General features: G+C 58.0%; 17 protein-coding genes and 3 pseudogenes. 16 read left to right on the forward strand and 4 right to left on the reverse strand.

All coding sequences use genetic code 11. The features are described 5' to 3' along the window. Positions 1-157 precede the first annotated feature (157 nt). Positions 158-1,396: a mandelate racemase/muconate lactonizing enzyme family protein gene (locus LT974_RS08035; protein WP_232587150.1), complete on the forward strand. Its 1,239-nt coding sequence runs from the start codon at positions 158-160 to the stop codon at positions 1,394-1,396. 227 nt (positions 1,397-1,623) lie between these two features. Continuing rightward, the gene (locus LT974_RS08040; RefSeq protein ID WP_232587152.1) at positions 1,624-2,502 is read left to right on the forward strand and encodes a fumarylacetoacetate hydrolase family protein; all 879 of its coding nucleotides are present in this window, start codon (positions 1,624-1,626) and stop codon (positions 2,500-2,502) included. 100 nt (positions 2,503-2,602) lie between these two features. On the opposite strand, the gene LT974_RS08045 is transcribed toward LT974_RS08040, so the two are convergent. Next, positions 2,603-4,933, reverse strand: a complete 2,331-nt coding sequence (locus LT974_RS08045) for a glycoside hydrolase family 3 N-terminal domain-containing protein (RefSeq protein ID WP_408611676.1) — start codon at positions 4,931-4,933, stop codon at positions 2,603-2,605. Positions 4,934-6,417: 1,484 nt separating this feature from the next. Between LT974_RS08045 and LT974_RS08050 the strand changes: the two are divergent. Together LT974_RS08050 and LT974_RS08055 are read left to right on the forward strand one after the other, a co-directional pair. Beyond that, positions 6,418-7,089 (forward strand): annotated as a pseudogene (locus tag LT974_RS08050) (IS630 family transposase); the annotation flags it as partial. A 51-nt stretch (positions 7,090-7,140) separates the two neighbouring features. Continuing rightward, positions 7,141-7,872, forward strand: a pseudogene (locus LT974_RS08055) (IS6 family transposase). Between the two features lie 140 nt (positions 7,873-8,012). On the opposite strand, the gene LT974_RS08060 reads toward LT974_RS08055, so the two are convergent. Then, positions 8,013-9,158: an acyl-CoA dehydrogenase family protein gene (locus tag LT974_RS08060; RefSeq protein WP_232587154.1), complete on the reverse strand. Its 1,146-nt coding sequence runs from the start codon at positions 9,156-9,158 to the stop codon at positions 8,013-8,015. A 207-nt stretch (positions 9,159-9,365) separates the two neighbouring features. Between LT974_RS08060 and LT974_RS08065 the strand changes: the two genes are divergently transcribed. The 10 genes from LT974_RS08065 (at position 9,366) to LT974_RS08110 (ending at position 20,981) form a co-directional block, all read left to right on the forward strand. Continuing rightward, positions 9,366-10,286, forward strand: coding sequence for a VOC family protein (locus tag LT974_RS08065; protein ID WP_232587157.1), 921 nt, complete (start codon positions 9,366-9,368; stop codon positions 10,284-10,286). A 96-nt stretch (positions 10,287-10,382) separates the two neighbouring features. Then, complete coding sequence (locus LT974_RS08070; protein ID WP_232587158.1) at positions 10,383-11,144, forward strand: IclR family transcriptional regulator; 762 nt, start codon at positions 10,383-10,385, stop codon at positions 11,142-11,144. A gap of 422 nt (positions 11,145-11,566) precedes the next feature. After that, the gene (locus LT974_RS08075) at positions 11,567-12,820 is read left to right on the forward strand and encodes an ABC transporter substrate-binding protein (protein ID WP_232587159.1); all 1,254 of its coding nucleotides are present in this window, start codon (positions 11,567-11,569) and stop codon (positions 12,818-12,820) included. Positions 12,821-12,855: 35 nt separating this feature from the next. Further along, complete coding sequence (locus LT974_RS08080) at positions 12,856-13,719, forward strand: branched-chain amino acid ABC transporter permease (protein WP_232587160.1); 864 nt, start codon at positions 12,856-12,858, stop codon at positions 13,717-13,719. A gap of 1 nt (position 13,720) precedes the next feature. Then, positions 13,721-14,764: a branched-chain amino acid ABC transporter permease gene (locus tag LT974_RS08085; RefSeq protein WP_232587162.1), complete on the forward strand. Its 1,044-nt coding sequence runs from the start codon at positions 13,721-13,723 to the stop codon at positions 14,762-14,764. Next, entirely contained in the window at positions 14,757-15,524 is a 768-nt protein-coding gene (locus LT974_RS08090; protein ID WP_232587164.1) for an ABC transporter ATP-binding protein, read from the forward strand. The genes LT974_RS08085 and LT974_RS08090 overlap by 8 nt, the downstream gene beginning before the upstream one ends. Further along, positions 15,521-16,234, forward strand: a complete 714-nt coding sequence (locus tag LT974_RS08095) for an ABC transporter ATP-binding protein (RefSeq protein WP_232587166.1) — start codon at positions 15,521-15,523, stop codon at positions 16,232-16,234. Before LT974_RS08090 ends, LT974_RS08095 begins: the two co-directional genes overlap by 4 nt. Positions 16,235-16,372: 138 nt before the next feature. Then, the gene (locus tag LT974_RS08100) at positions 16,373-17,215 is read left to right on the forward strand and encodes an amidohydrolase family protein (RefSeq protein WP_232587168.1); all 843 of its coding nucleotides are present in this window, start codon (positions 16,373-16,375) and stop codon (positions 17,213-17,215) included. 122 nt (positions 17,216-17,337) lie between these two features. After that, entirely contained in the window at positions 17,338-19,290 is a 1,953-nt protein-coding gene (locus LT974_RS08105; protein WP_232587170.1) for a 3-hydroxyacyl-CoA dehydrogenase/enoyl-CoA hydratase family protein, read from the forward strand. A 59-nt stretch (positions 19,291-19,349) separates the two neighbouring features. Next, a complete protein-coding gene (locus LT974_RS08110; RefSeq protein WP_408611712.1) occupies positions 19,350-20,981 on the forward strand; it encodes a long-chain fatty acid--CoA ligase in 1,632 nt (543 codons plus the stop codon). Positions 20,982-21,832: 851 nt separating this feature from the next. Here the strand turns inward: LT974_RS08110 and LT974_RS08115 are convergent. Beyond that, positions 21,833-22,591 carry a maleate cis-trans isomerase family protein gene (locus LT974_RS08115; RefSeq protein ID WP_232587174.1) on the reverse strand — a complete coding sequence of 253 codons (759 nt, stop codon included), beginning with the start codon at positions 22,589-22,591 and terminating at the stop codon, positions 21,833-21,835. A gap of 157 nt (positions 22,592-22,748) precedes the next feature. On the opposite strand from LT974_RS08115, the gene LT974_RS08120 reads away from it, so the two are divergent. After that, positions 22,749-23,885: an amidohydrolase family protein gene (locus LT974_RS08120; protein WP_232587175.1), complete on the forward strand. Its 1,137-nt coding sequence runs from the start codon at positions 22,749-22,751 to the stop codon at positions 23,883-23,885. A gap of 2 nt (positions 23,886-23,887) precedes the next feature. After that, complete coding sequence (locus LT974_RS08125) at positions 23,888-24,265, forward strand: Rieske (2Fe-2S) protein (protein ID WP_232587177.1); 378 nt, start codon at positions 23,888-23,890, stop codon at positions 24,263-24,265. A 134-nt stretch (positions 24,266-24,399) separates the two neighbouring features. Here LT974_RS08125 and LT974_RS08130 read toward each other — a convergent pair. After that, positions 24,400-24,958 (reverse strand): annotated as a pseudogene (locus tag LT974_RS08130) (IS6 family transposase). Between the last annotated feature and the right edge of the window lie 103 nt (positions 24,959-25,061).

Consider the following 25,061-nt stretch of genomic DNA (forward strand, 5'->3'; position numbering starts at 1 on the left):
GTCGCCACCGTAATTCACCAGCAGAGCCGCGTCAGCCGCGACGAGCGGGTCGTTGGCTACGACGACCGAGTGCCCGGAATCGCAGGGTATGGGATGGGGTGGGACCCAGTAGCACATCCAAAGTTTTACTATCGGGTTGCGGAATATACGGACGCAAATGGTCGATCACGCGAAGCTCCGCGACCCGAACGCGGAGTATACCATGCGGGACCTCTCCGCAGAAACGATGGGCATCTCCAACGAGCGCGGCGGTGTCCGCGACGCGGAGATTACGGACGTACAGACGACGATGGTCGACGGCAACTACCCGTGGATTCTGGTCCGCGTCTACACCGACGCGGGCGTCGTCGGCACCGGTGAATCCTACTGGGGCGGCGGCGACACCGCCATCATCGAGCGGATGAAGCCGTTCCTCGTCGGGGAGAACCCCCTCGACATCGACCGGCTCTACGAACACCTCATCCAGAAGATGAGCGGCGAGGGTTCTATCTCCGGAAAAGTCGTCTCCGCCATCTCCGGCATCGAAATCGCGCTCCACGACGCCGCTGGCAAGCTCCTCGACGTTCCGGCCTACCAGCTCGTCGGTGGGAAGTACCGCGACGAGGTCCGTGTCTACTGTGACCTCCACACCGAGAACGAGGCCGACCCGCAGGCCTGCGCCGCCGAGGCCGAGCGCGTCGTCGAGAACTTCGGTTACGACGCCATCAAGTTCGACCTCGACGTGCCCAGCGGCCACGAGAAGGACCGCGCGAACCGCCACCTCCGCAATCCCGAAATCGACCACAAGGTCGAAATCGTCAAAGCGACCACCGAGGCCGTCGGCGACAAGGCGGACGTCGCCTTCGACTGCCACTGGTCGTTCACCGGTGGCTCCGCGAAGCGCCTCGCCAGCGAACTCGAGGAGTACGACGTCTGGTGGCTCGAAGACCCCGTCCCCCCGGAGAACCACGAGGTGCAGGAGCAGGTGACGAAGTCCACGACGACGCCCATCGCGGTCGGCGAGAACGTCTACCGGAAGCACGGCCAGCGGACGCTGCTGGAGCCGCAGGCCGTCGACATCGTCGCGCCGGACCTGCCCCGCGTCGGCGGGATGCGCGAGACCCGCAAAATCGCGGACCTCGCCGACATGTACTACATCCCCGTGGCGATGCACAACGTCTCCTCGCCCATCGGGACGATGGCGTCCGCGCACGTCGGTGCCGCCATCCCGAACTCGCTGGCGCTGGAGTACCACTCCTACGAGCTCGGCTGGTGGGAGGACCTGGTCGAGCAGGACGACCTCATCGAGGAGGGCCGCATGGAGATTCCCGAGGAGCCGGGCCTCGGCCTGACCCTCAACTTCGACGCCATCGAGGAGCACATGGTCGAAGGCGAGACGCTGTTCGACGAAGCCTAACTCCGACGAGCACGGGACACAAGTCCCGGACGGCCGATACGTAACCCTCTGGCTCGCGCCGCCCGGCCCACGTCTCGGGTCGGCAACGCGGCAAAGCCCGTGTCGCGGGCTTCGCAACAGGCCACTTCTTCGCTGTGCGGTCGTGTCTGTCCGACAACCGGGTATTATGAGTGGGTTCACGGGCAGGGCGGCGATACTCTTTTAACTACATCGGTGTATCAACGAGTATGCGGTACTACCGACTCCCTAGTAGAGAGCAGGGAACGGACTCGCTCGTCGTCGTCGACGGGGAAGACGACGCCTACAACCTGACGACGGCGTCCGACGACCTCGGTTCGTTCACTGAACTCGCTCGCGCGGCGAACGCCAGCAACCGAACCATCGACGCCATCGCGCGCGACCGGATTCCCGACGCCGACCAGTTCGAACCCGACCGCGCCGAGCGGGACGCGCTCCTCCCGGTCGTCCCCGACGAGGTCTGGGCGGCGGGCGTCACGTACAGCATCAGCGAGGAAGCCCGGAAGGCCGAGAGCGGGAAACCCGAGGTGTACATCGACGTCTACGACAGCGACCGCCCGGAGCTGTTCCTGAAGGCGACACCCTCCCGGACCGTCGGCCCGAACGACGCCATCGGCGTGCGCGGTGACTCCGACTGGAACGTCCCCGAGCCCGAACTCGGCGTCGTCCTGCACCGCGAGGAAGTCGTCGGCTACACCATCGGCAACGACGTGTCCAGCCGGGATATCGAAGGGGAAAACCCACTGTACCTCCCGCAGGCGAAGGTGTACGACCGTTGCTGCTCGCTGGGCCCCTGCGTCGCAACCGGCGACGTCATCGAGGACCCACACGACCTCGGGATGTCGCTGACCATCGAACGCGACGGCGAGGTAGTCTTCGAGGACGAGACCACGACCGCGGAGATGGCGACGACCTGCGAGACGCTCGTGAAGTACCTGCGCCGCCACAACGACCTCCCGGAGACGCTAGTGTTGCTCACCGGTACCGCGCTCGTGCCGCCGGATACGTTCACCCTCAACGAGGGCGACGAGGTCACTATCGACATCGACCACATCGGCGAACTCGTCAACGACACCGTCGTCGTCTGAGCGCGAACGGACCGAAGCACAACAAGTGCGCTGAGCGACGAACGAGCGGAAGTAATCCCGGCGCTGCGTACGACGCGGCGAAAAAACGGCTGCTCGCTCGCTATTCTGCGTTTCCGACGTCGGTCTCCGTGAAGTACGTCCGTCCGCCTTCGGGAACTTCCTTCGTGCCGGTGACCTCGAAGGCCGCCGTCGAGACGATGTCCGCGGCGGAGTGGCCGACGCGGAACTCGTAGGGGCCTTCTTCGACCGCGAGGTTCATGTCGCGGTCGTGGTACGCCAACTGGGAGGCGTCGACTTCGAAGCTGACGCGCTTGGCCTCACCCGGGTCGAGGGCGACGCGCTCGAACGCGACCAGCTCCTGTACGGGACGTGCCTGGTCGGGGTTCTGTGCGCTCCCGTACAGTTGGACGACGTCGTGGCCCGCGGTGTCGCCCGTGTTCTCGACGGTCACCTCGGCAGTGATGGTGCCTGCGGGCGCGAGTTCAGTCGTTGACAGCGAGAGGTCGTCGTACTCGAAGTCCGTGTAGCTGAGCCCGTGGCCGAACGGAAACAGCGGGTCGCTCTCCGTGTAGACGTACTCCTCGTTAGCGGTGTTGGACTTCCGGCTGTAGTGGACCGGGAGCTGCCCGACCGACCGCGGAATCGACACCGGGAGGTGGCCACCGGGGTTGTGCTCGCCGAACAGCACCTCGGCGACGCCCTCACCACCGCGCTCGCCGGGGAGCCACGCCTGCAGGACCGCGGGCACCGACTCGGCGATGGCCTCGATGGAGTGGGGTTTCCCGCTGACGACGACCGTCACGACCGGCGTCCCAGTCTCGTCGACGTGCTCGACGAGCGCGCGCTGCACGCCGGGGAGGCTCAGGTCAACGACGTCACAGCCCTCGCCACTGGTGGCGACGCTGGGCATGTTGACGCGCTCGCGGTCCGAGTCCGAGAAGTCGACCGCCGAGCGCGCGCCGACGAACGCGAGCACGACGTCGGCGTCTTCGGCGGCCTCGGCGGCCGCGTCGAAGTCGTCCGTGTCGGGTCCGGTCGTCGTGCAGCCCTGCTCGTAGTGGACGTCGAAGCCGTGCTCGTCGCCGCGTTCGCGAACCGCGTCCAGCGGCGTCGTGGCGTCGAGTTCGACCTCTTCTTCGGGGTAGTGGGCGGGGTACGCGTAGTCGCCCATGAGCTCCTGGGCGTCGTCGGCTTTCGGGCCGACGACCGCGACGGCGTCCGTGTCCTCGCCGACCAGGGGGAGCAGGTCGTCTTCGTTCTTCAGCAGCGTCATCGACTCGCGCGCGGCGCGCGTCGTGAGTTCGCGGGCTTCCTCGGTGCCGAACGGCTCGGTCGCGGCGTCGGCGTCGACGGTCGGGTCGTCGAGGACGCCCTTCTCGGCTTTCGCACGTAGCACGCGACGGACCGCACGGTCGAGCGTCGCCTCCGAGAGTTCGCCGGCTTCGACGGCGTCTGCGAGGTGTTCGCCGTAGCAGTCCGTGTACGGAAGTTCGACGTCGATGCCGGCTTCGACGGCGGTGATGCCGGCTTCGCGCTCGTCGGCGGCGACGCCGTGTTCGCTGCGGAGGAACTCGACGCTGTAGTAGTCCGAGACGACGGTCCCGTCGAAGCCCCACTCGCCGCGGAGCACGTCGGTCAGCAGCCACTCGTCGCTGGCGCACGGAATACCGTCGATGTCGTGGTAGGCGTTCATCACGGACTCGGCGTCCGCCGTGCGAATGGCAGCCTCGAACGGAAACAGGTGGGTCTCGCGGAGTTCCCGTCGGCCGATGTTGACGGAACTCCGGTTCTTCCCGCCCTCGCCAGCGCCGTGACCGGCGAAGTGCTTGAGCGTCGCGGTGATGCCGTCACCGTCGCCCTGCAGGCCGTCGACGTATCCGCAGGCCATCGCGGCGACCAGGTAGGGGTCTTCGCCGAACGTCTCCTCAACGCGCCCCCAGCGGAGGTCGCGGGCGATGTCCAAGACTGGGGAGAGCGCGTGCACGGTGCCGATAGCTTCGAGTTGGTCGCGGATGGTGTCCGTGACCGTTTCGAGGAGCTCCGGCGACCACGTGCTCGCCATCCCGATCATCTGCGGGAAGGTCGTGGCTTCCGGACCCATGTAGCCGCTCAGACACTCCTCGTGAGGGATAGCAGGAACACCGAGTCGTGTCTCCTTGCGGAGGTATTCCTGGAGTTCGTTCGTCCGTTCGGCCGCTTCCTGTGGCGCGAGACTCCCCTCGCCGCCAATACGGGTGAGGTGGCCGATACCGTTCGAGAGGTGTTCGTCGACGGCCGCCTCGTCGAGCGTGCCGTCCTCGTTCAGGAGCTTCTCGGCGTTCACGGAGCCGAGTTGTGCAGCCTTCTCCTCGACGGCCATCCGATCGAGGAGCTGCTCTACGCGTCGGTCGGTCGGTGTCTCGGCGACACCACCGTCTGAGCCAGTTCGCATCAACGGAATCGTCGCAATCCCCGATATTAATAATTCGGATATGGGAACGTCTGACTCATCGTGAGGACCGTCCCGACCCCGAACGGTATTTTCTCGAATAGAGAACACCCTATCTAGTAGAGGGAACAGGAACCATCTCGAAGAAAATGATTCCAGAGGCCTGCTGGGCGGTAATATCGTTTATTGCTGGTCACCACCTCGGCAATCTAAAATATTGGTTGATTCTACTATAGAGAACGCTGTTTGAGGGTTGTGGCCACTATCACCGACACACCGGAACGGGGCTGCAATCGGTGGCAAACTACCACCGGCAAAAATCGGCGAGTACGGACGGTAACGCACGGAATCGTCCGACGCCGAGCGTCACTTCGCTTCTGTTCAGTTAGCACGGCCGGAGCTGAATCGGTTTCTCGGGAGTGCTTGGTCCGACGGCCACCGGAACGGACACGCATAATGGTTCGCTATCATAGAACGGTGGTGTTCAGATAGGGACTCGTCTGAACACAGCTTCAGCCGGCGGACCAGCCGGTAATCCTGGCGGTCGCCGGGAGAGCAACGCGCTCCCGAGGCCTCGGAAATCGGAGATTTCCGGCGGATTGAAAGCGCGAGGCGCACGTGGCGGCGAAGCCGCCACGTTTTGCAGCGGTCGGTGCAGCCGACCGCCCACTCGACGAACCCCAGCGAAGTAAGCACGTGAGCGACCACCGGGAGCGAACGCGCGTGGTCCGAGAGACGCGGAGCGTCTCTCGTCGCAATTCGTGAGGGCGGCGAACGCTTCGCGTTCGCCTGCTCTCGAAAGAGCGCTGTGCGCTCTTTCGGCGACAGAGAGGGAGCAAGCTCCCTCAGGCAGCCGGCGGGCTATGCCCGCCGGCGACAGCGAGCCACGGGAGTCTCGTGAGTGCAACGAACGAGACCACGGGAGACGAGCACTGCGAGTCTCCCGACGGTCGAGACTGCCGAGGGCTTTCAAAACGCAACATCGTCTCCGCTACTTTCGTCTGCTTATCTGAACACTGCCCATAGAACGAAACTAATGCGAAAATGACGTCATCTGCCGGTAATCCCATGTGTAAAATTATTATTGATTGGAGTTAGTGGACGACCACAGACGACGAGATGGGGTCCCAATTTCGCAGTCGGGATTACACCAATACCTTTGTAATTCTTTGGTGAGTGGCTCGTCGCATGCATGACTCACCGTCGCGGCCCAACAGCAAGTCGCACCACTCAGGCCGGTAACGACATCAGCGACGACACCAGAGCGTAGAACGACGGGTGACTCCGTGGCCATGGATACGTTGCGATTGTTGGATTACCCTAATGATTCTGAGTTAGCCTTGCATCAGTACGAGGGGTTTTCATTACTTTAGGATACTATCGGGTACACCCGTACGAGGATTTCTAGACCGCGATTATTCGCTGTGAAACAAGTCTATACGGGCTACGACCTGTCGCTTCTCATTCAGGGACTGTTGCAGAGGGTAGTGAATCATCTCGACGAAATTTCCGCCGAGGAATTACAAAATGCCTCAGACAACGTGGACGGAAAGAAGCCGACATAACGGCTCTTAGCGACAATTGCGTACAAGAACGGTGTGACGCAGATCGAGTTAGCCGAGTGGTACGATGTTCAGCAGCGGACGGTCTACAGCTGGCTCGAGCGACTCGACACCGACGAGTCGCTTGAGCAGGCTGCATCTAATAATAAACGAGCTGAGAGGAAGCGAAAACTCTCAGAAACACAGCAAGAAGAATCTGAACAACCAATTCACGAACCACCTGAAAAGGCAGGAATCGACGCGCCGGCATGGGCGCCGGCGCTCGCCCAGCAATTCCTCGAAGAAACGTACGACGTGGAGTACTCAATCCCGAGTTGCCGGCTGCTGTTGAAAGAGGCGGGATTGAGCTATCAGAAACTACGCCGTTCAGCCGCCGAATCTGACGAAAGCGAGCAAGAGGGGGCTCTATGACGAACTCAAAAAGCGGCGGGAGATGAACGCCACCGTAGTCTGTATCGACCAAACGAAGCAATCCGTGCAAGTCGAGCCGCGGGCCGCGTGGTTTCCGCGCGCACCGAGAACGGTGCTCGCTTCTTCTCTCGATTCACCGAGTACGTCACGGCCGAACACGCGAAACATTTCATTTTCGGGCACTGTCTAGTTGAGTCAGTTTGAGAAGTGAGCAGGTCGTTGAGTAAGTTGGTCAAGATGCTCGCAGACCTGCTCAACGAGAGATGAACCGGATTTAGAAGAAACTTGGGAGAATGAGCGGACGGCGACGTGACGAGACGCTCTGCGTCTCGTTCGCACATCAGAACCCGTTGGGTTCTGAGGACGCCCGTTAGGGCGTTCGCCGTCCGCCTCCATCAGACCGGTTGTTTTCTTCGAGAAACAACAACAATTTTAGCTGAATTAGGCATGCAACGCTCTCATGGTGCGGTTTGGAACTGGGTGCATCGGCTATCTGACAGCGGACGCGACCCGCCTGAGGCCCAGCCGTCAAGGGTCGCCGTCGACGAGACCGCTGTCAAAATTAACGGTGAGTGGTCTTGGCTGTATGCTGCAATAGACATCGACACAAAGTTGATTCTCGATGTCGCGTTGTTTGGTCGGCATGGCACTGATCCGGCCGCTGCGTTTCTGCAGAAACTCCAGGAGAAACATGATCTCTCGGAGGCTGAGTTTCTCGTCGATCAGTTCGGCTACCGGACTGCCCTTGCTCGAGTAGGATTGAGCGGCCGGGTCAACTATACCGAGCGAAACCTCATCGAAAAGTGGTTTCACACGCTCAAAATGCGGGTCGGCCGCTTCCATAACTCGTGGGTGGGCAGTCGATCGAGCGTTCGAGAGTGGCTTGAACAATTTATGCATTACTACAACCGCCACAGACCGCATCAAGCTCTCGATGGAAAAACGCCGATCGAGGAGGTCCAGAACTAGACAGTGCCGCGTCACAAAATTGAAGATTGAGCGTCATTAGCGGCTTCATAGACCTCATCTGAACAGTACTTGATATTCGACATGCTAATGCTAATCAGTACTTCGGCGCGCGATCTATTGGTATAAGTATCCCCCTCACCTTAGAAATTCTGATAGATGATATCTCGATGGATGGCGCTCACGCCCTCGTAGATTACCGGGTTCCGGGCGTCCCTATAGACTCGCGAAATCCGACTGTCGTCGATAATCCCACGTCCGCCGTGCAGTTGAATCGCAGTTTCCGCACAATCGGTGGCGGTTTCCGTCGCTTTCAGCTTCGCCATCGATGCCCATCGTTCAGAACTGTCGCCGCTCTCTACCCGATCGATAGCCTGCCAGAGGAGTGCTCGTGCGCTTTCAAACTCCGTGCGCATTTCAGCGAGATCGTGTTGTACCGACTGGAAGTCCGCCACGCTCTGGCCGAACTCTTCTCGGTCGTGGACGAACTCCCAAGCCTCCTCGATGGCCGCAGCAGCAAGTCCAATACCTTGCCCCGCAACACGCGTCCGGCCGTGGTTGAAAAACTTCGCAAGCATCCGAAAGCCGTCTCCTCGATTCCCGACGAGATATTCGGCGGGAATTCGGCAGCCGTCGAACGTGATATGGGCCTGTTCAGACGCTCGCATTCCCATCTTCTCGGGGATGTGTTCTGCCTCGTAGCCCGCAATATCTGTCGGGACGATGAACAGTGAATGGTTGCTGTGACGGTCATCCGTATCTTCGGTTCTAGCATATACAGTGATCCAGTCAGCCGACACACCGTGACCGATCCAATACTTCTCGCCGTTGATGACCCACCCATCACCGTCTTTCCGAGCGCGTGTGGCGACGCCAGCTAGGTCGCTTCCTGTCTCTGGTTCGGAAATCGCCATCCCTGTCGTCGCGTCACCAGTTGCAACAGACCTGAGGAATTCTTCTTTTTGCGAGTGGGTGCCGAATTCCTCAAGAATTCCGGTACCGAAGCTCTGGCCGAGGATAGCAAGTCCAATTCCAGCATCGGCCCGGAAGAACTCTTCGATCGTCCCGACTACCTGTGCAAGAGACCGGCCTTGACCGCCGTACTCCTGACTGATTTCTTGGCCAACAAAGCCAGCGTTTTGCGCTGCCTCGACGACGGCAGCGGGATATTCGCCTGACTTGAAATGTTCTGGGGCGGCGGGCTTGATTTCTTTGCTGGCGAATTCTCGGGCCTGTTGTTTGATAGCTCTAGCTTCTGCTGGTACCGAATTTTCGGAAAGTAGCTCCATACGTGGTGTCTCTGCGCTTGCCACTAATATTCTCGGTTGGCGGTAGCTCTGGGTACTGTCATCTGCTCGCTTGCCGAGCAACGATTCGTCCAATCTGCGATTGTAGGGTCATCATGATGGTTCCGCATCCGTCTGCTGATTCTCAATCAGGGGGCGATCGGTGAGTCGGAGGGAATTATTAAGTAGGCGGTTCTCATTACAGCAGCTATGACGGGGTTAGAGCGGATCGACCATGCAAAGCTGCATGTACAGGACTTGGATACAGCCGTTGACTTCTATACGAGCGCGATGGGGCTCGTAGAGCTGAGTCGTCGTAACAGGACAGCGTATCTCAGTACGGGCCTCGAAGGATCCTTCGACCTTGCTGTCGCTGAAGGTGGCACTGGTGTCGAGCACGTTGCACTGCGTGCAACTAACGAAGCCGTCGTGAATCAATTTGCCGAGCGGTTGTCTTCGCACGATCTCGATATTACTCGTACCGGGGGCACTGGGCCGGGCATCCAGGAGAGTGTTCGATTCAAGTTACCATCGGGAGTACCGGTTGAGATTGTCTCGATCGAAGAACCGGAATATTCGCATGCTGACGTTTCGGATTTGGGGCGGGCAGGCCATGCGCCTTCTGCGATCGACCACATTCAGTTCTTCACGCCCGACCTCCCGGCAGATCTATCCTTCCTGCGCGACACTGTCGGTCTGGCTGTCTCGGATATCGCCGGCCCTCGTGACGACCCAGAAATCGCCTTCACACGCTGTAACACTTTCCACCACGATATCGCCCTGAAGGCGAAACCGGAGCTATCCCACACTAGTCTCCATCACTTCGCATGGGGCTTCGACAGTCTCGAACACATGAAGGTGTTCCTAGATACGGTCACAAATCGTGGAAGTGAATTTGAACGGGGAATTGGCCGGCATTTTGCTGGGAACAATCTCTACGCATATATCTGGGAACCTGGCGGAAACCGGTTCGAGCTGTGTGCGGAGATGGCGGCTGTCCGGACGGAAACGGTGAATCACGTCGAGGACTACGAGAGCGCCACGACAGCTTGGGGGCCGTCTGCACCACCGTCCTTCGAAACCGGCTCTGGGTTAGTGCGTTCTGACGACGATTCGGCTATAGACAACTGAATACGCGTGTTGACGTTCACGGGGATGATTCGTGCTCCACGGTGCGTCTAAGATATCCGGACGACTTATTGTGGAGCGGGCGCACTACTGTGAGTAATGGGGAACGACACGCCGCCAATCAAGTCCGTGCAACGGGCCTTCAGAGTATTTCACGCACTCTGGGAGCTACAGAGCGCTGGCCCATCTGAATTGGCCTCATATCTCGATCTCTCGAAGAGTACAGCTCACGTGTATCTCCGATCTCTTGAGGAAACCGGCTACGTCGTGAACCACAACGGTGAGTACGAACTCAGCTACCAGTTCTTGACTGTTGGCTCACAGCTGAAGTACCGGAACCGGCTGTTTCAGGTTTCTGAAGCGGAGATGAACCAACTCGCTCGTGACACTGGAGAACTGGTGACGTTGGTCATCGAGCAGGCCGGAGAGTCTGTGCTCATCCATCAGGAACACGGAGATCAAGCTCTGGAACTGGGGATGTATCCTGGACTCACGATTCCACTTCACTCGCACGCGTCCGGGAAGCTATTCTTGACACATATGTCTGAGGAGCGGCGGGAGGAGGTTTTCGATCGGCATGGGCTTGAGCCAGTGACAGAAGCGACGATTACGGATCGGAATACACTCTTGGCCGAACTAGAACAGATTCGGGACGCTGGATACGCGTATGATTGGGATCAGCAGGTCCGTGGAATGGGTGTCATCGCGCAACCGATTGTCGTAGAGGACGAACTTGAAGGAGTACTCTCCGTCGCCTGTCCAACAGGCCGCTTACAGGAGGAGAAGTATCGGGACGAGTTACGGCAGAAACTTCAGGGTGCTGTCGATACGATTAGTATCAAGTTCCAGTACGGCAACTAGGTGCCATTTCGAGTTGGTCTGACCCTCAACGAGTATATTTTCGCGTAAATGCCTCCTAAGGGGCATCGTTCAATAATATTAGACGAACACGTAGCGTTGCTTTGCATGCCGTTTTCCGATTGTTCCCGTTCAGATAGCAGTATCTAGGTGACTTCCTCACATCCCTATATCTGTAATGGGGAGTTCGAATCCCACTCTGAGCGGTCCTTAAAGCGTACAACATTATCAGACGTACTCTGTTATTCTTTGGAACCGCATCAACCGATCCAAGCTCGTATTCCACTGAACTCTTCGTTGGTCCCACGGAAAATCAAGCTGAAACGCAGTTCAGTTGAGGAAGACAGCGTAATCTCGATTTTTCCATAACGGTCCCAGCTAAACCGTCCGAAACAACTATGAGGGTAAGGGGTAATTGGCGTGGTATGCCACACAATAGCAGTGGCCAGAGTATCGCAAGCCGTCGGCAAGTCCTTTCAACGCTCGGTGCCACAGGCGCATTCGGTCTCGCTGGCTGCCTCGGTAGCTCCAGTTCAGGATCGTCCACCATCACAATCGGTGCGATGGGGCAGAAGCAACATCCCGTCGGCCGAGGCGTTCTGAATGCCGCGAAACTCGCTGCCAAGCAGCTCAACAATAACGGCGGAATCCTCGACAGAGACATCGAGGTGATCACGAAAGACACGAAAGGCGACCCTGGAACGACGAAGTCAGTGTATCAAGAACTCACGGGGGCACAAAACGTTGATGCGACGATGGGGATCTTCTCAAGTGAGGCGCTGCTTTCACTCATGCCCCAAATCGCGGACAAACAGACCATCCACATGTCGACGGCATCAAAGTCGCCAGAAGTACCACGCATGGTGTCGGACAACTACGAGAAATACAAATACGTCTTCCGAGCGGGCGCAGTCAACTCCCACTTCATCGGCGAACACATGCTCTCATACGCGGAAGAGCAATTCTCCGCCATGGGATGGGACCGCGTCGCGTTACTTGCCGAGGACTACGCGTGGACCCAGCCAATCTACGACATCCTGAACGAGAACCTAGACGACATCGCAACAGTTCCCGTAACCAAACGCGTTGCAAAGGGAACGTCTGATTTCACTCCGATTTACGACGAAGTTGAATCGAACGACGTCGACGGTGCGTTCGTCATCTTCGGCCACATCGGTGCGACTGCCCTGACCCAATGGAAGGACCAGCAACGTGACTTCGGCTTCGGTGGCATGCACGCACAAGCGATCTTCCCACCGTTCTACCAATCAACGTCGGGTGCTCCAGAGTCCGTGTTCTCGCACACGCCCGCGACCCCGCAGAGCCAAATTACGGAAAAAACGGTTCCGTGGGCAGAAGCGTATAAATCCGAGTACGGCAATTACGGGGCTGATTCGGTCTATCCGACGCGAGACGCTTTCACGATGCTGCAGACCGCAGCCGAAGAGGCGGGCTCGTTCGAGACGGACCCTCTTATTTCAGCCCTCGAGTCAATTTCCACGACGGGTACGCAAGGTCAACTCGAGTTTTACCCGAACAACCACGAGTTCGCCCACGATGTCAAGTACGGCGAAGAGTACGTCAAGGGTGTGACGATGCAGTGGCAGGACGAGAACATGGAAGTAATCTGGCCAGGAGACACAGCAACGAGCGAGTACACTTCGCCCTCGTGGCTGTAACGTTGCCGGATACGACCCAACGATAAACACTACTCATGGTTAATGGAATCAGTCTCGTCACAAACTGGCTGCTGTTGAGCGCGCTGTACGCCCTCGTCGCGATCGGGTTGACACTCCTCTTTGGAATCGCGGGCATGCTCAACCTCGGCCACGGAGCATCGATCGTCATCGGCGCGTTTAGCGCCTACTACGTGACAAATTTGGGCTTCAGTATTTGGATTGGAGCCGCAGCCGCGTTCGTACTCCCAGCGGTACTGAATGCAGTTCTTTACCGTGGCGTCGTTCGAAAACTCGAGACGAACTCAATCAACCAGATCATCCTCACGCTGGCGATCACGCTGTTAGCTCACGAAATATTCTACGTCCTGGAGGGAACAGTTCCCAAAACGATCCCGTCACTCGTTGGTGGCCAGACGGCCATTCTTGGCCAAGGCGTCAGCAAGAACCGAATCGCAATCTTCGTGCTGTCGTGGGTCATTATAGGCGTGGTCTACTACTTCGTGAACCACACCAGATACGGGAAAGCAATCAAGGCAACCGGAATGACGACCAAGGGCGCCAGTCTCTCCGGCATCAATCACGAGCACATCAATCTCGTCATCTGGCTTATCGCAGGGGGGTTAGCTGGCCTCGCCGGGCTCTTCCTCGGATCCTTCCAGAACGTTGTGTACAACATGTGGGAGTCACCGCTCCTACTCTCGTTCGGGATTGTGATCCTCGGCGGAATCGGCTCGGTCCGTGGCAGCATCATCGCCGCGTACATCATCGGATTCCTCGAAGTATTCGTAATTACCATGGTAAACACACGTCTGGCGGGACTCGCGTCCTTCGCCGTGCTGGCGCTCGTCATGCTCGTTCGACCAGAGGGTCTGTTCGGCCGCGAATTCACGGAGGCATAACATGAACGCACAAAACCTCCTCCCGGCGAACCTCGCACGACGTCACCAAGTCGGCCTACTTGCCATCGTCGGAATTCTTCTGGCTCCTGCTGTCCTTCCCCAGATTCTGGTATACAAAGCGACTGCCGCGTTGTTCTTCGCCGTATTCGTCATGTGTTGGGACGCAGTCTCGGGATACACCGGTCAGATCAGCCTCGGGCATGCACTCTTCTATGGTGTTGGCGCGTACACGTCCGGTCTACTGAACGTCCATCTCGGACTCCCGGTCTCCCTCACTATCCCCGCCGGGGTTGTTGTCGCAGCCCTCGCTGGCGTCCTTATTGGCGTTCCAGCGCTCCGACTCGAAGGGCCGTATCTGGGACTGATAACTCTGGTTGCACCGCTCATTCTGGTCCAGATCTTCGTGATCTTCAGTGACGTGACAGGCGGCGAGCTCGGCCTCCTCGGCCTTGACACCATCGTCGACGGCGTAATCGCTAATTACTACATCGCCGTCGTCATCTTCCTGATCTCCCTCGCCATCTTCATAGCCGTAACGCGCTCCGACGCCGGCAAAGTGTTCACGGCGATCAAGACGGACTCGGAGGTCGTCGACGCAGTCGGCATCAACAGTCGAAAGTTCAAACTGTTCTCATTCGTCTTGAGCGGCACTGTGGGCGGGCTCGCAGGCGCGTTCTACGTCCACACGCCGGTGGGTACCGCGTCGCCCAGCCAGGTGATCTCACTGATGTTGAGTATTGAAGTCGTTATTGCGACCCTCGTCGGGGGCATCGGAACCATCACCGGAGCTGCTCTCGGTGGTTTCCTCTACTGGTTCATCCGGGACGCGCTTCGGTCCTCGAGTGTCGTTCTGCCAGTGCTCAATACTCCCATAAGCGAGCTAGATATGGTGATATTCATGCTATTGGCGATTGGTGTCCTCTTCTACCTCCCCGACGGAGTCCTACCGAGAATCGTTCGGTGGGGGGCACGACTTGATCCATTCGAGGTGTCGAATCCACAATCCAATACAAGCGAGGATGATGACGTGAACACTAATGACTGAGACTGAATCCCAGTACGACCCGGACGACGGCGTGCTCGTCGTCGACGATATGACCAAACAGTTCGGTGGACTCTTGGCAGTCGATTCCCTCTCCTTCTCGATTCAGGAGGAGGAGATTGTCGGCTTCATCGGCCCGAACGGTGCCGGGAAGTCGACAACGTTCAGTTGTGTCACTGGCCGATATACCCCGACGAGTGGCCACATCTGGTATCAGGGCGAAGACGTCACTGAGACTCCGCTCTACCAGATGGTCGACAAGGGCGTCACGTTGACCTTCCAGGACTTCCGGCCGCTCCCGGACCGAAACGTCGTCCAGAACGTCGCACTCGCGTTAGTACCGAACCGCATCGTATCTATGGCGAGTCTACGGAATGAGGCGTACGAGCAGGCTGTCGACATCTGTAATCGTGTTGGTCTCGGAGACGACGTCCATCGCTTCCCAGACGAACTCCCTCACGCTGGGTTACTCCGCCTCGAAATTGCTCGTGGGCTCGCTACCGACCCGACGTTATTCCTCGTCGACGAGCCGTTTGCGGGTCTTACCAGATCGGAGGTCGACGAAATCGCGGCGCTACTCAGTTCGCTCAGAGACGACGGCCTGACGCTCGTCGTCATCGACCACAACATGCGCGGACTACTTTCCCTCGTCGACCGGACGGTCGTGATCGACTCAGGGGCGAAACTCGCGTCAGGCCCACCCGAGGCGATCCGGTCGAACCCTGACGTTCAGGAAGCCTATCTGGGCGGTGATATCGCATGACCGATGCCCCACTCCTCAGCGTCAGCGACCTCGAAGTCTATTACGGAAAAGTGACCGCCATCGACGACATTAGTTTCGACGTCGCGGACGACACGCTCGTGAGTGTCATCGGGCCGAATGGCGCCGGCAAGACGTCGCTGTCTGAGGCCATCACCGGGTACAAATCCTACGAGGGGTCGATTCGATTCCGCGGCCAGGAAATTCGCGAGTTCGCTCCCAGCACACTCGTCGCTCGGGGAATGGCGTACTGTACCGAGAACCGCGACCTCTACGGTCATCTGAGCGTCGACGACAACCTCGAACTGGGGGCGTTCGCCCAGACGAACGTTGCTATCGACGAGCGGCGCGAGTTCGTCTTCGACCTGTTTCCGCAACTCGCCGACCGCCGCGACCAGATGGCGCGCACGATGAGTGGCGGGGAACAGCAGATGCTCGCAATCGGACGCACGCTCATGGCTGATCCGGACTTCCTCATCCTCGACGAGGCAACGCTGGGACTCGCACCCGTCATTCTCGATGCCATCAGTGAGGGCCTTGAACAAATCCGCGACGAGGATGTGACGATCCTCCTGTGTGAGCAGAACGTGACGTTCGCATTGCAACACGCCGACAGAATCCTCCTACTTGAGAACGGTACAATTCAGTGGGACGGGACGGGAGACGAACTCGAAGACAACGAGGAAATTCAGGAAGCGTACCTCGGCAGGTAACCAATCCATCTTCCCTCACAGTATTTGAATTCATCCTGCGCCAATTATGAGCGGTAGTACCGTCGGAAAGAGAGGGGAGTCGTGAGTTACTTGTTGTGAGGGAGTACCTTTTTGCAAGGTGGTGCCAAACATCCGGTGATGGCAACGATTATCGATACGCACGTCCATCCAGCGAACGACCTATTCGTCGAGCAGGGCGGAGAATCGCTTCAACATGCCTTGGACTACTTCGGGAAAGACTTCTCGCCGGAGCCAATCGAAGAAACTGGCGAGAAATTACGTGCTGCGGGCGTTGACACTGCCATACTGTTCGCGCTCGACAGTGAATCAAATACTGGCACCCCAGCAATTCCGAACGACTGGGTTGCTGAAGTCAAAGATGACTATGACCTGTTCCGCGGCTTCGCGAGCGTTGACCCTCACAAGGGGGAATCGGCGAGACAGGAGGCTGTAAGAGCTATTGAAGACCTCGATCTGGATGGTTTCAAATTCCAGCAGGCAGTGCAAGGCTTCTCGCCCAGTGACCGACAGTACGACGAGCTCTGGGCGACCCTCGAAGACCTCGGAAAGCCGGTCCTATTCCACGGCGGCCACACAGGTATTGGCGCCGGCAGCCCCGGTGGAGACGGCCTCATGCTCAAGCACACGCGCCCACTCCATATCGACGAGGTTGCCGCCCGATACCCCGACCTCGACATCATCATCGCGCACCCCGCGTGGCCCTACCACCAGGAACAACTCTCCATCGTGACACACAAGAGTAACGTTTACATGGATCTCTCAGGATGGCGGCCAAAGTACATCCCCGACGAAGTCATTCACTACGCGAAGTCCCGCATCTCCGATAAGGTCCTCTTCGGGTCGGACTACCCGATGGTCACGCCGGATGTCTGGCTGTCCGATTTCGAAGAAATGGACTTCGACGACGAAACCCGGGAGAAAATCCTTCATGAGAACGCTGAACGTCTCTTCGACCTGTAACGTGCCCACTCGCTGACTGAGACATAAGGGCTCGCTATCTGCCTAGTCTGAAGAGCGAGGAACCGGTCTCTTTTGGCTATCGGGGATACATTTAATGCGTCGGGTCGCATGGAGAATAGTGCATGACGGTTAGTCAATTGGATATCTCAGCGGTCACGGTATTGGGTGCAGGTAGCATGGGGCACGGGATTGCGGAAGTCGCCTCAATCGCCGGCTACGATGTCGTCCTTCGCGACGTCAAGGAAGAATACGTCCAAGACGGTTACGAGCAACTTGAATGGAGCGTCGAAAAACTCGCCGAGAAGGGGCAGGTCGAGGAAGACGCGGGAACGATTCTCAACCGGATCGAGACCACGACGGATCTCGACGACGCCGTCGCTGACGCTGACATCGTTATTGAGGCGGCCCCTGAGAACCTCGACCTGAAACAGGATATTTTCAGTAACATCGAAGCTGCGACGGATGAGAATACTATTATCGCGACAAATACTTCGAGTCTCCGCGTTTCCGACATCGCCAGTGAGACGGAACGGCCTGCTCGTTGTTGCGGACTCCACTTCTTCAATCCACCCGTAAAGATGGATCTTGTTGAGGTCGTCTCTGGTGAAGCGACCGCCGAATCGGTTGCAGAGGCAGCGTACGAGTTCGCCGAGTCACTCGATAAGACGCCGATTCGTGTCCAAAAGGACGTTCCGGAGTTCGTTGTCAACAACGTCCTCACGCCGTTTATGGAGGAAGCCGGCTGGATGCTCGACGATGGTTCCGCGTCTATTGAGGGCGTTGATGCGGCGATGGTGTACGAACGAGGCTACCCGATGGGGCCCTGCGAGCTCAACGACTTTGGTGGGTTGGACGTGCTCGTCCATACGCGCGAACAGTGGAAAAATCCGATTCCCGAGTCGGTTCACCAGCGGTTCGAGGCCGAGGAACTCGGCCGCAAAACCGGGCAGGGGTTTTACGACTACGAAGACGGCGACGGTGTTTCCTACGTCCCCGAAGACGCGGAGGGCGTCGACACGCTCCGCATCGAGGCACGGATGGTGAACGCCGCTGCTCGGCTCGTCGGAGAGAGTGTCGCCTCTCCGGAAGCGATCGACATCGGGATGCGTCTCGGTGGCCGCTTCCCGGAAGGGACGTGCCGAACCGGCGACAAAGTCGGTCTGGATCGCGTGCTTGAGAAACTCGAATCGTTGCACGACGAGACCGGAGCTGACCGATACGAGCCCGCAGACTATCTCGTGGAGCTCGTCGAGAACGGTCAGACCGGCGAAGAGGCAGGGGAAGGATTCTACGACTACACCGGCGATGGGCCGTACTTCTACGTGAACCACGAACTCGACGACAGGGGCGTCCTCCACGTCACGCTCGACCGTCAGGAACGGCTCAACGCGTTCAACGACGACATGTTCGCGGAAGTGGAAACCCTGCTGACGTCAGTCGATACGGACGAGGTTCAATGTGTGGTCTTCGCGGGCGCTGGGGACACATTCAGCGCCGGGGCCGACGTTTCGGCGTTCCCGACGATGGAACCGGCCGAGATGATGGATGTTGATGAATCTATGGTCGCAGTAGCGGAATTCGACCGGCCGACAATCGCGAAAATAGACGGGCACTGCCTCGGTGCTGGACTGGAACTCTCCCTAGCCTGTGACTTCCGTATTGCGACAGAAGACTCCACTCTCGGCGCACCTGAGATCGACTTAGGGTTGATCCCAGGTGGCGGCGGTACACAACGGCTCGTTCGGTTAGTCGGTGAACCGCTTGCAAAAGAACTCATTCTTCGAGGCAAGCATATTCCGGCATCGAAAGCGGACGACTGGAACCTCGTCCACCAGGCCGTTGCAAGTGATGACCTTGACGAAGCCGTCGGGTCATACATCTCCGACATGGTTCAGGGGCCGCCGATTGCGCTCAAAGTTGCCAAGGACGTCATCAACACTGGCCGTGATGTCGACCTTGAATCCGGTCTCAAACTCGAGAAACAGGGCTTCAGCACTCTCATGACCACCGACGACATGGTCGAGGGCGTCACTGCGTTCCGTGAAGACCGCGACCCCCACTTCGAAGGACGGTGACCTGTTCCAACCGGTAAATCAACAAGGCCAGAGTGTATGCACAACATTACCACGCCATGATGGACTACGACCTCACCCTCACGAAAACACTGCAGCGGGCCGTTACCCAGTTCCCACACAAGGAAATCGCCACTAAACTACCCGACGGAAGCTACCATCGATACACGTACGCGGACGCGTACGACCGGATCTGCCAGTTGGCGCACGCACTCGACGAATTCGGCCTTGATCAAGGGAACCGTGTGTCGGTCATGGCAGCCAATCACTACCGCCACTACGAGCTCTACTACGGCCCGTCCTGCAGCGGCCGTAGCATCCACATGACGAACCACCGACTTCCACGGTCGCACCTCGTGAAAATCATCAACGAGGCCGAGGACCGACTGCTCTTCGTCGACCCGGCATTTCTGGACACGGCTGAGTCTATTGCACCGGACCTGGATACTGTCGAAGAATTCGTCGTGCTGGACGACGAGGTACCTGAAACGTCCCTTGAGCCCGTCACCGACTATGAGTCGTTCATCTCAGGATATCAGACCGACTACGACTGGCCGGACCTTGACGAGGAGACTGAATGTGGGATTTGCTATACGTCAGGGACAACGGGCCTCCCGAAGGGTGCGACCTACTCCCATCGTGGCCTCTATCTCCTGAGCATGAATTACGGCGCAAAAGATACATTCGGGATTTGCGAATCAGACGTCATCTTGCCCGTCGTGCCGATGTTTCATGTCAACGGCTGGTGCCTTCCGTATAGCGGCACGTTCTACGGGTCCTCATTTGTCCTGCCTGGCCAGCACACCGAACTTGGGGACGTTGAGGGGATGATTCGGGCAGAATCAGTGACTGTCGCGGCGGCCGTCCCGACAATCTGGACGGACATGGCGAACTATCTCGACGAGACACCTGATGCCGATATTAGTTCGCTCGACCGTATTCTGACCGGCGGTAGCTCGCCGCCCCCAGCAATCATGCGGCGGTTCGAACAGGAATTCGATGCGCCGATCATTCAGGGCTATGGGATGACCGAAGCATCCCCGCATCTGGTGAACACGCTCGTCACGACGGAAGTTCAGGAGCTTCCCGAAGAAGAACAGTACGATCTCAAGACCAAGCCCGGGATGCCGGTTCCGGGAGTCGAACTCCGGCTTCGAGACGAAGGCGGTGAACTAGTACCGCACGACGGTGAGGCTAAGGGAGAAATCCAGGCGAGAGGCCCCTGGATAATCGAGGAATACTACAAACGCCCTGACGCTACGAAGAGTTCCTTTACCGATGATGGTTGGTTCAAGACTGGTGACATCGGGACCATCGGTGAGTATGGATACCTCGACGTTGTCGACCGCGTCGACGACATTATTAAAAGCGGTGGCGAGTGGATCTCCTCAGTAGAGCTTGAGAACGAAATCATCGCCCACGACACCGTAGCGGAAGCCTCCGTCGTTGGTGTCGACCACGAGCGATGGCAGGAGCGGCCGGTTGCCTATGTAGTCACGACCGACGACCTCAATGAAACCGCACTCCGCAAATATTTACTGGAGACATTCCCGAAATGGTGGCTTCCAGACCTTTTCGTGTTCACTGACGAACTCCCCCGGACGAGCACGGGGAAGTACGACAAGCAGGCAATCCGCTCCTCGTTTAAACAGGAGTTCGGATCACTACCCACGGAAGAGAACGACGCCAACTAAGCGTATTGATGCCTTCCTCCTGAAGGTACAGGTCTCTTCTCCTATCTAGTCCAGGGGGGAAGCTGACGCTCTTCTATACTACAGGCAAGAAATGTGATGGGGGGTAATCTTCTGCGAGTGAGTCCATCACCGCCAACCAGGTAGTGTTCAGATAAGCAGTTTCCAGCAGCAGAGTTGTGGGGAACAGCTGAAAGCCCTCGGCAGTCTCGACCGTCGGGAGACTCGCAGTGCTCGTCTCCCGTGGTCTCGTTCGTTGCACTCACGACACTCCCGCGGCTCGCTGTCGCCGACGGGCATAGCCCGCCGGCTGCCTGAGAGAGCTTGCTCCCTCTCTGTCGCCGAAAGAGCGCACAGCGCTCTTTCGAGAGCAGGCGAACGCAAAGCGTTCGCCGCCCTCGCAAATTGCGACGAGAGACGCCGTCGGCGTCTCTCGGTCGACTGCGGAAGACGCGTCGCGTCTTCCGAACGCCGGGGTTCGTTGAGTGGGCGGTCGGCTACGCCGACCGGCGCAAAACGTGGCGGCGAAGCCGCCACGCGCGCCTCGCCCCTTCAATCCGCCGGAAATCTCCGATTTCCGAGGCCTCGGGAGAGCGTTGCTCTCCCGGCGACCGCCAGGATTACCGGCTGATTCGCCGGCTGAAGCTGTGTTCAGACGTATCCTTATCTGAACACCACCTCTCGGCCAGACAGTATCACGCGCCCATAGTTGTAATCCTCGTGGCGGCACTACTTGATCTGAACTAGGTTCGATTATATCGAAATTAGTGTCGGATCATCAGCAACGACCAACGAACAGCTGTAACTAGGCCTAATTCCGTCCTCACAGCAGCTGACTCACTACGGGCGAATATTTATTCTAGGTTGTTGCCACCGAGCACTCGGCCTGCACCAGGGACCTGTGTGCTAAGATTGAGATGGTCCAGTATTTCGTACGTCGTTGCAGTCGCAGCAGAGAACACTGGCAGGCCGAACTTGTCTTCTGCGGCCTGAATCGACGCTAGGGACGGCATCTGAACACAGGATGAGAGAACGAGTGCATCAGCATCCGCCGTATCTAGGTCCTCCGCAATAGAGAGTAGATTCCGTTGATCGAGCTGCGCAACCTCGAGATTGTCCGGACATTCGAGTGCCTCATAATCGATGACGTCGACACCAGTTTCCTCGAAGTACTCGATCATCGTCTCCACGAGTTCCTCCATATACGGAGCGATCAGTACCACCTTCTCAGCCTCCAACCGTTCAAGCGACCGCACGAGCGCGCCAGCACTGGTCACAACGGGTGCACCCCCACCATTTTCGACGGTTTTCTGGTGGAGTTTGGCCTCGCTCTCTTCGTGGTATCCTGGGCCCTGAGCCATAATCCCGATCAGGCAGGCGTACGCGATTACGTCGCAACGAGCGTCCGAAAGCAGTGTCGCACATTTTTCGGACTGTTCGTCCATTCGCTCTAACTCCTCCGCAGTTACACTCTGCATCCGCATCCGGCTAGAATGGAAGGTGAAGCTCTCCTCGTAGATCTCGGGGCGATTGTCTAACATCGCAGGAACTTCTGTCTCCATCGTGACGTTCGAGCTTGGGACGATCATCCCAATCCGGAAGTTGTCTGTCATAGCGCAGTCAGAGATTCTTTGCTTACCAGGATAAGCCTTGGGAGAACTGCAAGTATCTATTCTAGAGCGGGCTCTTCGCCCCTCCTAATCAGTATCAGCGTGGCTCCATTCCAAACAACAGTAAACTATATCAATCGTCTCTCACAATTGGCTATGCATGGGAACGTCTACCGACCAGTTAGATCCGGACCGTGAGGTCCCTGAACAAGCGTTCGAGGACCACATCATCGACCTCGACTTCCACGTCAACCCCATGGAAGAGGAGTTACTGTCGTACGTCGACGACAGCGTGGTTCGAGACAAACTCTCGACCGAGTTCGGTGCCACACCGGTCAAAGGCAAGTGGGACGCCGCATTCGCGATCAAAGAAGGGACCGAAGGGCTATTCACGCAAGGACGGGCCAAATACGCTGATGACGTTCGTGAAGCCTGCGAGAAATTCGCTATCGACGAGCCCATCGTCAATCCCGGGATTAACAACCTCAATCTCCAGCACAACCCCGTATTGAAAAACGGCGTCGCACAGGCGGCGAACGACTATATGCTGGACCACTTCGCCGACGAAGGAGTGGCGACGTCGATGATGGTCCCGAAGTGGGATCCTGAATACGCCGTCGAGGAAATCGAACGGGTTGGCAGCGAGGACAACATCGTGGCGGCGTACTCCTGGTTCGACCCGAAAGTCCCGTGGGGGAGCGAGCAGTTCGACCCCGTCTTCGAAGCACTGGTTGAAAACGACCTCCCGCTGTTGCTTCATGGGTCGCTCGCGTACTGGCCGCAGCAGTCCTACATCGGGGACGAGATGCTGACCTGGACCGAAGTGCTCGGATTCGATTGGCCGATACATGGCATGGTCAACGTGGTCAATATGATCATGCGTGGCGTCTTCGACCGATTCCCCGATCTGAACGTCGTCCTTCAGGAAGCCGGACACTGGTGGGTGCCGTTCGTCCGCTATCGGATGGACGAATTCTACGAGATGCATCCGGAAGACATCAAAATCACGCCGCGAAAGCACAACTCCGGCGAGCAGTATCTCGACAGAACCCCCAGCGAATATCTCCGCGACAACTTCTACCTCTGCACACAGCCGTTCGCATTACCCCGGAATGCGGGCGACGCAGAGGATATGTTGAATCTCAGCCTCGCGGAAGACATGTTCATCTATTCCAGCGACTGGCCACACCAGACGCTTGACCCGCCGACGTGGTTCTACACGTCGCGTGCCTTCGACGAGAACACCCGAGAGTCAATCCTCCACAAAAACGCCGAAGAGATCCTCCGGCTCTCATAATTATGAGTACAAAATCACCATTCGACGATCGCTTCACCAAAGTCGCCGAAACTGATGAAATCGAACGAGGAGACGGAATCGCTGTAGACGTGAATGGGATTGAAGTCGCCGTGTTCAACGTCAACGGTGAGTTCTACGCGATTAGTAACGTGTGTGCTCATCAGTGCGCCCCGCTCGACAAGGCGGGTGAACAGAAGATCAACGCCGACGACACGTGGACAGACACGCGTGGAGGGGTTAACGAAGACGCTTGCACTGTAAGCTGTCCATGGCATCTCTGGGAGTGGGACCTCGAGACCGGCGAACACGAAGCATCCGGGAAGCGCATCGGTACTTTCGACGTCGAAGTAGCTGATGGAGACGTGTACGTCGGGATCTGACCTGCCCGTCACGCCCCTCTCGGCTCGACCTCCCACTCCCTGATTTACTGGGCCCGTGAGTGTTCGTTGCTGGCCTCAGAACGTTCTCGGTTGTACCTCACGTTCCACCGCTACGCCCACGAATAGGGCGGTGTTCAGATTAGCTGATTCCATGCGAAGGTGAAGGATTCGATCATCGGCGGTGGCTGCGTCGGCGTTGCTGAAATAGTTCGAGAACAAGGAGGTTTGTCGTTTTATTTCTTGGGAGACACGTTCGACAGCATTCCACTTTCCGTGGCGTTCATACTGGAATCGAAATCCGTATCGACGACAGGCTTCTTTCAGCGGTGTTGCGCCATCATCGAGAAATACGGCATTATCGACATCGTGTTTCTCGCAGAGTTGTGCGAAAAACGAGCGAGCAATAACGTTGGTTCGAGTCGGATCACAATTCCGTCAACCCCGACGTGATTCGGATTCCGTCCAGCGTCGTGGGGACCGGATTTGTGCAGCAGTTCTCAGCGGGGGACCATACACGCTCGACAGCTCGATACCGAATACCTCAAGAATAGAGACAGTACTCGAAAGCGAGAGTCCACCAAGATGTAGCTGGATACTGAGCGCCATCAGCAGCTGCGATATCGCTTCTCGTTCAACAAACGCTAAGTCGTTCTGGTCGATACTCCCGCTGAGGCGAGCGCTATCGGGATGAATTATTCAAGAAATGCTCCGCGTCACCGGTCAATCCTTATCTGAACATTTCCGACACAACGCCCCCAATTTTGAAAACTAGATGCAATCAGAGAGGCCGTTTAGT

This window comes from Halobacterium noricense (genome assembly GCF_021233435.1).
GTDB classification, from domain to species: domain Archaea; phylum Halobacteriota; class Halobacteria; order Halobacteriales; family Halobacteriaceae; genus Halobacterium; species Halobacterium noricense.

Excerpts from the sequence above, each read along its gene's own strand:
- LT974_RS08100 (WP_232587168.1), top strand. The coding sequence starts at position 16,373 with ATGGCAACGATTATCGATACGCACGTCCATCCAGCGAACGACCTATTC.
- LT974_RS08085 (WP_232587162.1), top strand. The coding sequence starts at position 13,721 with ATGAACGCACAAAACCTCCTCCCGGCGAACCTCGCACGACGTCACCAA.
- LT974_RS08040 (WP_232587152.1), top strand. The coding sequence starts at position 1,624 with ATGCGGTACTACCGACTCCCTAGTAGAGAGCAGGGAACGGACTCGCTC.
- LT974_RS08060 (WP_232587154.1), bottom strand. The coding sequence starts at position 9,158 with ATGGAGCTACTTTCCGAAAATTCGGTACCAGCAGAAGCTAGAGCTATC.
- LT974_RS08115 (WP_232587174.1), bottom strand. The coding sequence starts at position 22,591 with ATGACAGACAACTTCCGGATTGGGATGATCGTCCCAAGCTCGAACGTC.
- LT974_RS08105 (WP_232587170.1), top strand. The coding sequence starts at position 17,338 with ATGACGGTTAGTCAATTGGATATCTCAGCGGTCACGGTATTGGGTGCA.
- LT974_RS08070 (WP_232587158.1), top strand. The coding sequence starts at position 10,383 with ATGGGGAACGACACGCCGCCAATCAAGTCCGTGCAACGGGCCTTCAGA.
- LT974_RS08065 (WP_232587157.1), top strand. The coding sequence starts at position 9,366 with ATGACGGGGTTAGAGCGGATCGACCATGCAAAGCTGCATGTACAGGAC.
- LT974_RS08125 (WP_232587177.1), top strand. The coding sequence starts at position 23,888 with ATGAGTACAAAATCACCATTCGACGATCGCTTCACCAAAGTCGCCGAA.
- LT974_RS08080 (WP_232587160.1), top strand. The coding sequence starts at position 12,856 with ATGGTTAATGGAATCAGTCTCGTCACAAACTGGCTGCTGTTGAGCGCG.
- LT974_RS08075 (WP_232587159.1), top strand. The coding sequence starts at position 11,567 with ATGCCACACAATAGCAGTGGCCAGAGTATCGCAAGCCGTCGGCAAGTC.
- LT974_RS08090 (WP_232587164.1), top strand. The coding sequence starts at position 14,757 with ATGACTGAGACTGAATCCCAGTACGACCCGGACGACGGCGTGCTCGTC.
- LT974_RS08045 (WP_408611676.1), bottom strand. The coding sequence starts at position 4,933 with ATGCGAACTGGCTCAGACGGTGGTGTCGCCGAGACACCGACCGACCGA.
- LT974_RS08110 (WP_408611712.1), top strand. The coding sequence starts at position 19,350 with ATGGACTACGACCTCACCCTCACGAAAACACTGCAGCGGGCCGTTACC.
- LT974_RS08095 (WP_232587166.1), top strand. The coding sequence starts at position 15,521 with ATGACCGATGCCCCACTCCTCAGCGTCAGCGACCTCGAAGTCTATTAC.
- LT974_RS08035 (WP_232587150.1), top strand. The coding sequence starts at position 158 with ATGGTCGATCACGCGAAGCTCCGCGACCCGAACGCGGAGTATACCATG.
- LT974_RS08120 (WP_232587175.1), top strand. The coding sequence starts at position 22,749 with ATGGGAACGTCTACCGACCAGTTAGATCCGGACCGTGAGGTCCCTGAA.